The following is a 13756-nucleotide window of genomic DNA, read 5'->3' on the forward strand; positions in this document are numbered from 1 at the left end:
CAAGAAGGAAGACCATAGCTATGAAATTGACCATTTGGGGAGCAGCGAGACAGGTAACAGGGAGTATGCATCTGCTGCAATTAGAGGATTATAATATATTGGTCGACTGTGGTCTGGATTATGAGAAAGACACCTATCAGGAAGAAAATCAGTATTTCCCTTTTGATCCCGGCAGTATCGACGTCGTGATCCTGACCCATGCACACATTGACCATTCCGGAAATCTGCCTACTTTAATCAGAATGGGCTTCGAAGGACAAATCCTTTGCACCCCTCCTACGGCAGACCTGACCGAATTGCTGTTATTGGACTCGGTGAACATTTTCCTCAGCAAACAAAACAAATCCAAACCAAAAGGGCGTCGCGGAAGAGGCTCCGGTTCCGGCCCGCAGCCCTTATACCTCCAGAAGCATGTCATGGATACCGTAGAACGTTTTGTGACGATCGGCTTCCACAGGGATTTCCGCTTAAACGGCAATGTATCTTTAACCTTTATTCCTGTTGGCCATTTGCTTGGTGCAGCAGCTGTAGTATTAACCGTGCAGGATCAGGGCCTGGAAAAGAAAATCGCTTTTACGGGAGACCTCGGCCGAAACAATTATCCGGTATTGGTAAATCCAGAACCCATTCCTCAGGTAGATTACCTGGTTTCAGAATCCACTTATGGCGGCAGGCTCCACAGCACAGAGATCAGCCTGGAGCAAAAGCTAATACAGACGATCAATGAGTCCTGTATCAAATTTCCCGGCCGGCTGATTATTCCTGCATTTAGTATTGGCAGAACGCAATCCCTGGTCTATGCTTTAAATCAGATTTTCAGTAAGGGCTTATTGCCTCCGGTCAAAATTTTTGTAGACAGTCCACTTGCAGAATTTGCAACAGACATCTACCGCAGGCATCATGAACTAGTGAATGATGATGCTAAAGAATTTTATAAACAGAAAGGAGATCAATTTGAATTCGAGGAACTTTCTTACGTACATGATAAAAGAGAAAGTCTATCCATCTCAAATTATCATGAGCCCTGTATCATTATTTCTTCTGCAGGGATGCTCGAAGGCGGAAGAATACAAGACCATCTTTACTATAACATACAAAACTATTACTGCACGATCTTATTTATAGGTTATTGTGCAAAAGGAACACTGGGCCATCGTTTATTACGTGGAGATCCGATCGTGAGGCTTAGGAACCGGGACCTGATGGTCTATGCAACCATCCAGCAAACAGATCTTTTAAGCGGTCACGGAGATCACAATGATCTGGTCAATATGGTAAAACGACAAGACGCCGGACAATTAAAAAGGGTATTTCTCGTTCATGGTGAAGACAAAAGCACGCAAAGCCTGTCGGATGCCCTTATCGAAATCGGCTACCAGGTGAGCATTCCGGAAAAGGGAGAAGTCTTTGAATTGTAAGTTTGCAAAGGTTCTTCATACCTTTAATTTCTTTCCAAAAAGTTACAATTGTAGCAAATACTATACAGAAAAACAGGCTGTTTATCAAAAAAGATAGATTTCATGATTTTTCTGAATCATACATTAATTCACTGATTATTAGGTTATTCTAATTTATTTTCAATCAAAAAGGCCTTTGGCAGGATTATTACAAGGAGGTTAGCAGTTCAGCAGAATGGCTGGATGCTCATCTATCTAATTGAAAAGAAAATGAAATCTAACATTACAAAAGCCGCAATGGTAGTTGCCCTATTGGGAGTATCATCGCAATTATTCGCTCAAGATACAACGCCTGAAACTACAGGTCGTTTTGGAAAAAAAGAATTCCGTACCTGGTCAATCGGTGGCCATGCAGGTGTGTTGAGTTCTAACACCATCTTCAACGGTCAAAATCGTGACTATCAAGCTGCGAAAGAATCTTTGGGTTATGGTGGTTACATCAAAAAACAAATTTTACCTGCTTTAGGTTTACAAGCTGATTTCTTAGCTGGTAAAGTAAAAGGCTTAAGAGGTTTTACAGGTAACGATCTTCTAACCGGAGCTCCTCTTTACAATACAAATTCAAGTTTTGAAACAAAATTAGAATGGTCTGCAGCTTTAACTGCGGTTTATAACCTGGCTAACATCAGCATCAACAGAGAGAATGCAGTCTTGATTCCTTATGTAAAAGCTGGTGCTGGTTACATGTCATCAGGTGCTGACGTAACTACAGGAAGTGTGGTTGACAAACAATCTTACAGAGAAGGATATTTCATCCCTGTAGGTGCTGGTTTCAAACTAGGTATCGCTAAAGGAATTAACTTAGACTTCGGTTACGATGTGAACTTTGTTAAAACCGGCAAATTTGATGGTAATGCTGTTAATGGTAGATTCGATAAGTTCTCTTACGGACACGCAGGTTTAGAATTTGCTTTGGGTAGCAAAGAAAAACCACAGTTACAAAACTACAGCTCATTGGCTAACTTACGTAACCAAAGTGCAGAAGAAAGTGCTGAACTTAGAAGAGCTTTATCTACAGCAGAACAAAATGCTAAAAGAGATAAAGAAGCAATGGAAGCTAAATATGCACAGGAAATGGGAGATGACGACGGTGATGGTGTAGCTAACAAATTTGATAAATGTCCAGGTACGCCTTCAGGAACTATCGTTGACGGTTCAGGATGTACATTAAAAGCTGCTCCAGCAATCATCAGAGAAAAAATCATCGTTACTGAAGCCGACAAAAAAGTAGTTAGCGAAGCGATCAGAGATTTAGAATTTGATTTAGGAAAAGCAACTATCCGTGCTAAATCTTACCCTACATTAAACCGTGTTGCTGCTTTATTAGTAGAGAAAAACTTCAGCTTAAAATTAGCTGGTCACACAGATAACACTGGTTCAATGGCTTTAAACTTACGTTTATCGAAAGACAGAGCTGAATCAATCAAAGCTTATTTAGTATCACAAGGTGCAAACGCTTCACGTATCGAAGCTACAGGTTACGGACCTAACCAACCAATAGCAACTAATAAAACTGCTGCTGGTCGTCAGAAAAACCGTAGAGTTGAGTTTAGTTTGTTCTAGTTTAATCAATTAATAATGAAAGGCCGGCAAGAAATTGCTGGCTTTTTTTATGCGTTATGAAATCCTGGCAACTACATTTTGAATGGAGTAGCTACAAGCCGAAACGAAGCAACTATAAAGAATCCGGTTCCCGCTCCGGCAGATCAATCCCTTTAACTTCCATACTGCCTGCCTCCTGATTTAAATAAACTGACAAGCGCATCTTTTCTGCAACTACATGATCAATCGCAGCACATACACTGTATTCTTCCAGCACATAGTTTGCCTGAACATGATACTCATTGTTTCTCAGTTCCTCCAGACTCCCCTCTTCGAAGCTGAGCCTTCTTACCTTTTCTCTGGAATGATAGCCTTGTAGCATGAACTCCAGCTTTTCCCTACCTGCAATCAGGGTAAGAAGAACCGCAGCATTGCGGTCTGTTGCCAATAAAGATTTGCTTTGATCACTGAGATGGAGAATAAGGGAATATTGCATGAAAAATCATTTTTGCTAAAACTAAGCTTAAAAAGCAACATAACAACAAAAAATACCAGTCTATCCATCGCGCGTGAACGCCAGGATTTTTATATTGCGGGTATACCGTAAAAAACCATAGGAGCAGCAGATGATTCCCTAATTTTTAGCTTTTTAAACCAGTAGTGATGACAAAACGAGAACAATATGGACTAACTTTCTCTCATTGGGTAAGTCCGGGAAATGGTCAAAGAACACCTATGTGTAGAAAGGACGTTATCGATGACTTTAGCTTCCTGCAGGTCATCAATTACTTCAGTATCAATGAAACTAAATTCTTGATCGAAGAATTGGAAAAAGCAATAAATGGAGAGCAGTACGACAATTATCCATCGTCTCAATTATTTGATGACCTTTGGATGGAGTTGCATCATCCTAATGTACACATCTACGAGACTGATGTAATTCCAATGACTGATTTTAAGGAATTGTTAGAAGAGTGGCTATGCTTTCTACAATCCTGAAGTTTTAAATCAACTCCCTAAAAAAAAGAAGTCTGTATCTTATGATACAGACTTCTTTTTTTACCATCAAAGCACCAAAATTATTTTGATTCCTTGATGGCTTCTTTCTCTTTAGGAGCGAAAATCAATGAAGCAATTACCGATAAAATCAGTACCCCTCCTACTATAGATAAAGATAGTGGAGAAGAGATATGGTAAACCGGAGCGATCACCATTTTCACGCCGATAAATGTCAGAATAATCGCCAATCCATATTTCAGTAAACTGAACATATGGATGAAATTGGCCAAAAGGAAATATAAAGCCCTTAAACCCAAAATAGCAAAGATATTGGAAGTATATAAGATCAGTGGATCATCCGGTGCAATCGCGAAAATCGCCGGAATTGAATCTACCGCAAAAATTAAATCCGTGAACTCAATTACTGCCACCACAACCAATAATGGCGTAGCGACCTTAATACCATTCTCTATGGTAAAGAATTTACCACCGTCAAACTCCTTACTTACTTTGAAGAACTTATAAACCAAACGCGCACCTGCACTTTGGCTAAAGTCTTTATCCTCGTCATCGTCGTCGCTTGCCACCCATGATTTGATACCCGCATAAATCAGGAACACCCCGAAAACAGATAATATCACGTTAATTTTCACCATCTCTCCCAATACTTTCATTTCAGGAAGATAAGTCAGGTTAATCAATCCTACACCCGCAAAGATGAAAATCGCACGGAATACCAGGGCACCAATAATTCCCCAGAACAACACTTTATGGTGCAGCTCTTTAGGAACTTTAAAGAATCCAAAAACCAGGATAAACACAAAGAGGTTATCAACTGATAAAGCTTTTTCAATCCAGTAGGCCGATTGAAACTGCGTGAATTTCTCAAATCCGGAAGTCACGTAAATTACTCCACTGAAAGCCATGGATAATGTGATCCATACGATAGACCAGATTGCGGCCTCTTTGCTTGATACTGCATGCACCTTCTTATTAAAAACGCCCAAATCCAGCAGCAGCATCACCAGGATCAGCACTGCGAACCCGATGAGTACACCGGGATGATTAATCAAATTATTATCCATTTTTTACTTTATAGTTTTAATTTACTTGTATTTGCTTTAAAAATGCTAAAAAAGATCGGTTTTAAGCATTGCTTTTAAAATATTTGCCTGCACATCGAAGTTATTCAGATGGTCCAGGAAATTGATGTCTGATATTTTCAGGTAGTTTTCCTCTAAAAGGTCAATAATTTCTTTAGGAATATAAGACTTTAGTGCCGCAGCACTGCTTTCCAGCTTGTCGTTCTTATAGGAAAGCTCCTGAATGATCTTTTCCTTTTCCGAGAGGTTCGTGGTCCAGTCCACATCCTTCAATACATTCAAATCGCAGAACAGGAACAGGTTCCTGCTGGGAAAGAAAAGGAAATGCCGGTCCACATCTACGAATTTATACACCTCAATGATCAGCTGTCCCGACTTTAATCCATAAAAAAACTCGGTCTTAAAATCATATTTGCACAACAGGCCCATCAGTTTCTTCTGAATGCTTGCATTCACATCGATGTACATGTCCTTAGGATCAAAGTCAATCAGCTGACTCAACTGGTCCGGACTGATATGGTAGAAGAAATCTTTAGCATACCTGGAGCTAAAGGAATTGATGTTCTTTGAAAAGGGAAATTCGGTACTCAGTTCAGACAATACCTGGAACAGCTTTCTTAAAGATAAATTGATCTTTAAGGCCTGTTTCTGTTTATCCAGATTGAAATTCTTATCGGTAAACACCGTGTTGTTCATCCGCTCCATCAATTCCTCATTCAGATGAATCTCATCGTAAAGCAGACTTACATTCTTTTCATTGTTTTTTTTAATCTTTCTCAGCAGCTCAATGACACTGGAGGTAAACTGAACGTGAAACAGTTCCAGTTTATCGATATCCAGGTCTTCATTGTTTTCAAACAGCTGATGGATCACCTGGCTGCGCAGATATATTTTATACACAGATTCCTCCTCAAAGAACACAGAGAGCAGCTGTAAACGGCTGATCTCTGTGCGGGATTCCTTTAAAATATAAACACGGCGTTCATCCATTGATTAATTTTAATTAACGCGGGTAACGTTTTTCTTCAGTTCTGCTTCCAGGGTTTTCAATTCCCCATCCAGCACCCTTCTGCTTTGGTTACCTTCTTCATGAATTTTCTTCACCTCATTCAATGTTTCGATCAACGAATTGGTCGTCATTTTCAGGGTTTCAAGAGATACTACCGTTTTCTCATTTTCTTTAGCCACATCAATACTGTTTTGTTTCAGCATTTCCGCGTTTTTCTGTAAAATGGTATTCGTGGTATCTGATATTTTTTTCTGCATTTCCACATTGGCTTTTTGCCTTTGCAGTGCCACAGCAATGGTCAGCTGGTTTTTCCATACCGGAATGGTGGTAGACACAATCGACTGTGCTTTTTCAGCAATAGAGGTATTGTTGTTCTGTACCACTCTGATCTGAGCCAGCGACTGCAGCATGATAAAGCGAACAATTTTCATATCTGCCAGTCTCTTATCCAGTCTGCTGAGGAAATCTCTTAAATCCGCAATTTCGTAATCCTGATAATCTGCGGGCCTGCCTTCCATCTCTGCCAGCTTTACACTCAAATCGTTGTATTTAAGCTGTCCTGAGATGATCAGTTCCTCCATTTGATGGATATACGTCACATTGCTGTCAAACATCGTCTGAAGCGAGCTGTTGTCCTTAATAGAGTTCAACCGTCCTGCCTTGATCTTATTGGTGATCTTGTCAATGTTATTCACCACAACATCATACTTCTGGAAGAGTTTTTTAACATCCACCACCAGGTTTTTCAGAAATGGTATTTTTGAAATGAAAGATTTAAAACCACCTTGTTCCAATTCAGAAACATCGATATAATTCAGTTCCGTCAGCAATTCGTTGATTAATCCCCCAACTTCACCACTGTTATAGGTCCGTACAGATGATAAGAAATCATTACTGTATTTCTCCATAGAGTTCTGTGCCTCCACCCCATAATTCAGGATCGAGTTTACATCCGAAGGCTCCAATGACTTACTCAGCTCATTGTATTTTTTCGTCTCTTCAGGGGTAATGGTCGTCAGATCAACATTTCCGTCCTTATCCAGTTTTACGGGTGTAAGGTTTTGGGTATTACTTGGGTTTGTTTCCATAATTTAATAAAATGATCATCAACCTTTAGAGCTTATAAATAGCTTTGTGTTACGGTATTTACCGTTTCCTCTAATTTTTTATCTTTTGTAGGCTCTCCGATCGCATTGAATTTCCATTCTCCGTTTTTCTTGTAGAACACACCCATTACCATAGAAACATGTCCGGCAAAACCTGAACCGTTTGCAATGTCGTAAGTAGCAAACACTTCGTTTACTCTTTTAGGTGTTCCTTCATAAATGCGGATCGAAGCAAATGGAATCGTTCCGAAATCATGACCTCTAAAGCTGTTCAATACGAAAGCCACATAGTTAACCGCAGGGTTAAGCTGAGAGAAATCCAGGGTGATCACCTCGTTATCCAGGCCATCATCACCGCCCATATCACCGGTTAAATCATCACCACTATGCTTTACTGCACCGTCTTTAGATTTTAAACTGCCGAAATAAACCACGTCCAGCAGTTGTTTGCTCTCGCTGAATAAAGCACAGCTCGCATCCAAATCCACCGCTTCTTTAGTTTTACCAAAACCAAACATGCCTTTTTTCTCAATGGCACCCCAGTTGATTCCTACACAAATATTTTGAAGTTTACTTCCGTTGCTTTTTTCAAGACTGATACGTTGTCCTTTTTGAAGATTGATTGCCATAATTTCTTATTGATATTTGTTTAAATAATCTTGTAAACCACCTTTCATGCCCATGCCTACTGCCTCGAATTTCCATTTTCCTTCACGTTTGTAAATTCTTCCGAATTCTACAGCCGTTTCGATAGAGAAATCTTCTTCCAATTCATATTTTAAAATCACCTCGTTGCTTGCTGCATCAAAAATACGAACAAAAGAGTTTCTAACCTGTCCAAAATTCTGTCTTCTGGCTTCTGCATCATGAATTGTTACTACAATACAAATCTCTCCAACTTTTGCATCTATATTGGTCAGGTCAATTTTGATTTGCTCATCATCGCCATCACCATCGCCAGTCAGGTTATCGCCGGTATGTTCTACTGCGCCATCCGGTGATTTCAGGTTATTGTAAAATACCAGGTGCTGATCTGACACTAATTTTTTCTGATCATCTAATATAAAAATAGAAGCATCTAAATCGAACGCAGTCCCTGTCGTAGAGCTATTGGTATCCCAGCCCAGACCGATTGTAAATTTAGGGGCATCAATGTTTTCTCTTTGCCCTTTTTGCAAGTTAATCGCCATATTAAATCAATTTATAATTGTTATTATGTATGTAGTTCTTTAAGTAATTCAAATTTTCCGAATAGGATTCTATCGTATGGTAACTGTTGCCCAATGACAAATCGTACAGATTATTGATAAATTCTGTACTTTGACGTTCCAAAAAGATAGAAAAACTATTAAAATCGCAATTTAGGATATATTTAACAATCCGCGTATTTATACAGAAATTTCCTCCCTGAATGATTTCCTCCAGGTCAAAAATCGATTTCACCTGATGGTAGTTCAAATGATTTTCCACATTCGGATGAATGTCTTTGTTCATGAGCTCTGCAAAATACAGCATGTGAATGTCGTTCTTCAAGCCATATTCCTTAACCATTTTCAGGATCATCCGCTCATGACTGCCGGTAATTTTAATATCGTCCAGAAAGAGCAATGTTTTGCCCTCCAGAAAGTCCTTATCAATATGAAAGGAGTCATTTCCAATCAGGTTCATCCGTTCTTCAGCACTGAGGCCTCCGTAATCCTCCTTATACGTGATCGTCCGGTGGACTTTGGCCTCCTGAACAACCAGTCCGCCATGCTCTACCAGCCAGCGGTTCAGTTGCGAAACGAAATAGTTTTTCATTGCAAAGGTTGCCGTTGGAATAAAACAATAAGGGCTGGAAATGACCACGATCTGTCCCGTAATAAAATTCTCGGTCAGGTAATACCGGATAAATCCATCCGCAAGGTCTTTACCGAATGACCTGGCCACCTGTTCATCACCGAACTTAAACCGGCTGTAATCGTCGGCCTCAAACCCAAAATGATCCGTGTTGTGGATTTTATGTAAAGAATAGGTGTATGGTATCATGAAAGTAAGTGTGAAATGGACAGGTCGTTTGAGTTGATGAGCAAGCTGTTGATGCCGATGGCCTCAGCTCCTCTGATATCCGCAACCGGATTGTCTCCGATATGAATGATGTCTTTTAATGCGATTTGTGGATGTTTTTTCTGATCAATAGTATCCAGCATCAGCTGAAAAAATTCGCGGTTTGGTTTGGACAGACGGACTTCATCCGAATACAACTGAAAATCTAACAGGCTATCCAAGTTCAAATGCTTTAATACTTTTCTTAATGTTTTTCCCTTAATGAATCCGGTATTGCTCAAAATATTCACCGTGCTTAAACCAGATTCCTTTAACTTGCTTAATACGTCTATACATTCTGAACAATATAACAGGGGCATATGTTTTAACAATAATGCTTCCATTTCCAAATATAATCCTTCAACATCGATGTCCTGAAAGGCCGTCGAATAATCATTAATGATGCTGATCACCATCAGGTACATTTCGTCGGCATCAATGTTCTTTCCGGTTTTTTCGTTAATGGCATTCACCATCAGGTCTACCTGCCTGAACACCAGCGCAACTTCTTCTATTGTTTTTTTTGCGGCATTAAAATTCGCATGAAAGTATTTTGTTCTTTCAATTTTAAAGGCTGGATCTGACTTGATTAAAGTTAACCAAAGATCAAAGGAATAGTGTTTATAAAAAGGCATCTTCAAGGGGATATTTTCCAGTCTGATTTATTTAGGACTATAATGTTACAAATTTTGGACTGTAGTTCGAAATTAAATTTACCAAGCTGAGAATAAACACAGTCTTGCATTTCAGGCCATTCAGGATGATTATTTCACCTTATCCAGTGGGTTTCTGCGGTTTGAGCCCGCGTTTTTATATTTACTGGGTGTCATGCCGGTCAGGGATTTAAATTGAGCAGATAAATGTGCACTGCTGCTGTATCCCATCTTGTACGAAATCTCGTTCAGGTTCAGTTCCCCGTATTCCAGGAGTTCTTTCACCTTTTCAATTTTTTGCTGGATGATGTATTTCTCAATGGTAATGCCTTCCACATCAGAAAACAAACGGCTTAGATAGGCGTAATCTTTGTCTAAACGATCGGCAATCAGGTGCATCAGGCTTTCGTTGATCTCATTAAGGTCTGAATAATGAACAAGTTCAATGACCTTATTCTTGATCTGTTCAACCAGCTGGTCCTTTTCTTTATCGATCAGTTCAAAACCAAGAATATGAAAAGAAGCCGCAATGTCCTGAAGCTGGTGTGCATCAGGTTCAGGAGAAACTTCCACCTTCCCCAGTGTAATATCTTTCACATCAAAATGGAGGTGTTCCAGCTGTTGGCGAACGATCATTACACAACGATCGCAAACCATATTTTTAACATATAACGTCATATTCCCAGGTTCTCTTCAATTAAAAATAACAATTCAAACTACAAAAATAATACCTTTTGCTTCCGCCCAACTTATATAATCCTGCGTAAAAGTTATATAATTAGAAGAATGTCGATTTGATGTTATCTTTTTACTTTGAAACCAGAATCCACGCTTCCGGAAAGTACAATCCCTATATTTGCCTGTTCAAATGACAAAACAGAAATACTTCCTCCTGATTCTTTTACTGGGATCATTAACGGCCCTCGGTCCTTTTTCTATAGACATGTACCTGCCCGGATTTCCGGCGATTGCGAAAGACTTAAATACGACGGTCCTTCGGGTATCCTTGTCCCTTTCCAGCTTTTTTATCGGCATCTCGGCCGGGCAACTCCTTTATGGCCCCTTGCTGGACCGTTTCGGGCGGAAAAAACCACTGTATATCGGACTAAGTGTATATATTCTTGCTTCCGCAGGATGTGTGTTTGCGACCAGCCTGGATGCCCTGATCGCCCTTCGTTTTATGCAGGCAATAGGAAGTTGTGCCGCAGCCGTAGCTTCCATTGCGATGGTGAGGGATTTGTTTCCGGTCAATGAAAATGCAAAGGTATTCGCGCTACTCATGCTCGTGGTGAGTGTTTCGCCAATGGTTGCGCCTACGATTGGTGGTTATGTAACAGTCGCCCTGGGATGGCATACGGTATTTATTATCCTGATGGCCCTGGGCCTGCTAAACCTCATCGCCAGCTGGCTTTGGCTTCCTGACAGTTATCAGCCCGATACCAGCTTGTCTTTAAAACCCATTCCCATTGTTAAAAACTTTCTTTCTGTAGTTAAAGAACCTCAGTTTTACACCTATGCCTTCACCGGAGCATTTGCTTTTTCAGGACTCTTTGCCTATATCTCGGGTTCTCCACTGGTCTTCATCGATATTTTTAAGGTTTCTGAAGAAGGATATGGCTGGATCTTCGCTTTGCTGTCTGTAGGATTGATTGGCTCCAGTCAGGTCAACACCCTGATGCTCAGAAAATATAAAAGTGAACAATTGATCCTGGCTGCATTAAGTTGCCAGCTGATCATTGTGTTGTTTTTCCTGCTTGGCAGCATTAACCATTGGTTTGGACTGATAGAAACCATTATTCTGCTCTTTTTATTCCTATGCTGCCTGGGCTTCACCAATCCGAATACTTCGGCCTTATCCCTTGCTCCTTTCAGCAGAAATGCCGGAAGTGCTTCCGCATTGATGGGCGCTGTACAAATGGGATTGGGCGCACTGGCTTCCTTTGGCGTAAGTATGTTTGACCTTAAATCGGCAGTTCCGATGGTCGCAATCATGACGGGTACAACGATCGTCGCTTTATTAATCTTACTCCTGGGCAGAAGAAATATCAAAGTTCAGATACAGGCGGATAAAGATAGCGGCATGGTGATTCACTAAAATAAAATAAGGAGATATAAGGTATGACAAATGATAAGGACAAAACAGAATTCTGGGAATCCAGCTTTATAGAAAAGCAGGAAATGTGGGGTTTTGAGCCCTCTAATTCTGCAATATTGACAAAAGACTTTTTTGTCGAAAAATCACTGAAGAACATCCTTATTCCTGGAATTGGTTACGGACGGAATGCCCAGGTTTTTAGAGAAAATGGAATTACGGTAACAGGTATTGAGATCTCAAAAACTGCGATCGAAATGGCAGAAAAACATTACGGCAGCGAGATGACGATCTATCATGGCTCGGTCACTGATATGCCTTTTGATCAAATCAAATATGACGGGATATTTTGCTATGCTTTAATTCATTTATTGGACGGTAACGAAAGGGATAAATTAATTCGTGATTGCTATTCACAGCTGTCAGAAAATGGATACATGGTTTTCACCGTCATTTCGAAAGAAGCCCAGACTTATGGAAAAGGCAGGTTTCTCAGCGAGGATCGGTATGAAATATTTGATGGCGTCAATATGTTTTTTTATGACCGCACATCAATACAGGCAGAGTTTGGCCAGGCGGGACTATTTGAAATCACAGAAATCACGGAGAATTTCCCGTTCTTTTTAATCAAATGTAAAAAAAACAATCACACGACCTGACCTATCTGAATTAAGCTGGATTATCTTTCTATTATCTTGAAACCAGGCCTTTTATCCAGACTGTATTGAATATTCAAGTTTACCATTCCTTGCCTTTTTTTGACCTTCACTTTCTCCAGCAGATTTAGTGAGCTCTCCTCTAAATCTAAAGTATTGCCCTCATTAATCCTGATCTCTGTCATCAGGTACAGCTGGTCATCTTCAGATACGTTGGCTTGAATATCCTGATCATCGAAGTTCCAGTTTCTCATTGGGGAATTCCCGATAATAGCGTACATCGATGCTTTATTAAAATTGATCAATTCGGCAATTCTTTGCGGTTCTCTGGAATTGCCGCTTAGCTTGCATAGTGAGACTTTAATTTCTTCAGGCAAAAAGACAACTTCTTTAGGCAATTGGCTTGCAAGATTAAGCATAATTGCTACCTGAGGTTCTGCAACCAGCGCCCGGCACATCGTTTCACTGATTACAATATCAATCTCAGATGAAGGCACATCCCATAATGAAGCATCACATTGATGAATGTTTTTAACATAAGCATGCAAATCAAATAAATCGATCACCCGTTCTAATATCTCTATACTTTCAGGATTAATCTCCAGAAATGTAAACTGTACGTCTTCAGGCGGAAGCATCATCATAATTGGCAATGCGAGTGCTGCGAATGGGCCCGTTCCGGCATATAGCACATGGACTGGCCCCCTATTTTCGTCTTTAACTCCTAACACAGATGCATAAAGAGCCCTTGAAAAGCGTTGGGTTCTAAAAATCTCCCTGATACATTTTGCAGCCCAAAAAGTACCTATTGCATTTCCATTAAGTGTTTGAATATGCGTTCTTCCAGCAGAGCTATCGAGATCGAATTCCTCAAATAAAAGATCTGCATACCCCATTACTGCTGGGGCCAGTTTATCATGAAAGTTTTCTGGATTGAGGATATCTAAACTATATTGGGACAGTCGTTCTTTAAATTCTGCTTTTTTCAATTTGATTAATAGTTATCTGGTTAATGATAAAACATAGTATGCAAGGTGCCATTCAATCCAAGTAG

Annotated in this window: 15 protein-coding genes; 5 read left to right on the top strand and 10 right to left on the bottom strand. The window is 40.1% G+C overall.

All coding sequences use genetic code 11. The annotated features are described in order from the left end of the window. The first annotated feature begins 20 nt into the window (after window positions 1-20). Together DBR43_RS16190 and DBR43_RS16195 are read left to right on the top strand one after the other, a co-directional pair. Entirely contained in the window at window positions 21-1418 is a 1398-nt protein-coding gene (locus tag DBR43_RS16190) for an MBL fold metallo-hydrolase (RefSeq protein WP_124582625.1), read from the top strand. Between the two features lie 249 nt (window positions 1419-1667). Further along, window positions 1668-3020 carry an OmpA family protein gene (locus DBR43_RS16195; protein WP_124582627.1) on the top strand — a complete coding sequence of 451 codons (1353 nt, stop codon included), beginning with the start codon at window positions 1668-1670 and terminating at the stop codon, window positions 3018-3020. Window positions 3021-3132: 112 nt separating this feature from the next. Here DBR43_RS16195 and DBR43_RS16200 read toward each other — a convergent pair whose 3' ends face one another. After that, window positions 3133-3495, bottom strand: a complete 363-nt coding sequence (locus DBR43_RS16200) for a hypothetical protein (protein WP_124582628.1) — start codon at window positions 3493-3495, stop codon at window positions 3133-3135. A 167-nt stretch (window positions 3496-3662) separates the two neighbouring features. Between DBR43_RS16200 and DBR43_RS16205 the strand changes: the two genes are divergently transcribed. Continuing rightward, window positions 3663-3998: a hypothetical protein gene (locus DBR43_RS16205; RefSeq protein ID WP_124582630.1), complete on the top strand. Its 336-nt coding sequence runs from the start codon at window positions 3663-3665 to the stop codon at window positions 3996-3998. Window positions 3999-4078: 80 nt separating this feature from the next. On the opposite strand, the gene DBR43_RS16210 is transcribed toward DBR43_RS16205, so the two are convergent. The 8 genes from DBR43_RS16210 to DBR43_RS16245 form a co-directional block, all read right to left on the bottom strand. Further along, on the bottom strand, window positions 4079-5083 hold the full coding sequence (locus DBR43_RS16210) for a TerC/Alx family metal homeostasis membrane protein (protein WP_124582632.1): 1005 nt from the start codon (window positions 5081-5083) through the stop codon (window positions 4079-4081). Window positions 5084-5128: 45 nt separating this feature from the next. Continuing rightward, a complete protein-coding gene (locus tag DBR43_RS16215) occupies window positions 5129-6091 on the bottom strand; it encodes a hypothetical protein (RefSeq protein WP_124582635.1) in 963 nt (320 codons plus the stop codon). 9 nt (window positions 6092-6100) lie between these two features. Beyond that, window positions 6101-7198, bottom strand: coding sequence for a toxic anion resistance protein (locus DBR43_RS16220; protein WP_124582637.1), 1098 nt, complete (start codon window positions 7196-7198; stop codon window positions 6101-6103). 32 nt (window positions 7199-7230) lie between these two features. Then, complete coding sequence (locus DBR43_RS16225; protein WP_124582639.1) at window positions 7231-7845, bottom strand: TerD family protein; 615 nt, start codon at window positions 7843-7845, stop codon at window positions 7231-7233. A 6-nt stretch (window positions 7846-7851) separates the two neighbouring features. Further along, window positions 7852-8406 carry a TerD family protein gene (locus tag DBR43_RS16230; protein ID WP_124582641.1) on the bottom strand — a complete coding sequence of 185 codons (555 nt, stop codon included), beginning with the start codon at window positions 8404-8406 and terminating at the stop codon, window positions 7852-7854. 1 nt (window position 8407) lies between these two features. Next, complete coding sequence (locus DBR43_RS16235) at window positions 8408-9244, bottom strand: phosphoribosyltransferase family protein (RefSeq protein ID WP_124582643.1); 837 nt, start codon at window positions 9242-9244, stop codon at window positions 8408-8410. After that, window positions 9241-9936: an HAD family hydrolase gene (locus tag DBR43_RS16240; RefSeq protein WP_124582645.1), complete on the bottom strand. Its 696-nt coding sequence runs from the start codon at window positions 9934-9936 to the stop codon at window positions 9241-9243. The genes DBR43_RS16235 and DBR43_RS16240 overlap by 4 nt, the downstream gene beginning before the upstream one ends. Before the next feature lie 129 nt (window positions 9937-10065). After that, a complete protein-coding gene (locus DBR43_RS16245) occupies window positions 10066-10632 on the bottom strand; it encodes a helix-turn-helix domain-containing protein (RefSeq protein ID WP_124582646.1) in 567 nt (188 codons plus the stop codon). A 190-nt stretch (window positions 10633-10822) separates the two neighbouring features. Between DBR43_RS16245 and DBR43_RS16250 the strand changes: the two genes are divergently transcribed. Both DBR43_RS16250 and DBR43_RS16255 read left to right on the top strand, forming a co-directional pair. Beyond that, window positions 10823-12049, top strand: coding sequence for a multidrug effflux MFS transporter (locus DBR43_RS16250; RefSeq protein ID WP_124582648.1), 1227 nt, complete (start codon window positions 10823-10825; stop codon window positions 12047-12049). Window positions 12050-12072: 23 nt separating this feature from the next. Then, the gene (locus DBR43_RS16255) at window positions 12073-12705 is read left to right on the top strand and encodes a class I SAM-dependent methyltransferase (protein WP_124582650.1); all 633 of its coding nucleotides are present in this window, start codon (window positions 12073-12075) and stop codon (window positions 12703-12705) included. 20 nt (window positions 12706-12725) lie between these two features. On the opposite strand, the gene DBR43_RS16260 is transcribed toward DBR43_RS16255, so the two are convergent. Further along, window positions 12726-13691 (bottom strand): hypothetical protein, encoded by a 966-nt coding sequence (locus DBR43_RS16260; RefSeq protein ID WP_124582652.1) that lies wholly within the window; start codon window positions 13689-13691, stop codon window positions 12726-12728. Window positions 13692-13756 lie beyond the last annotated feature (65 nt).

It is taken from the genome of Pedobacter sp. KBW06, from assembly GCF_003852525.1.
GTDB lineage: Bacteria > Bacteroidota > Bacteroidia > Sphingobacteriales > Sphingobacteriaceae > Pedobacter.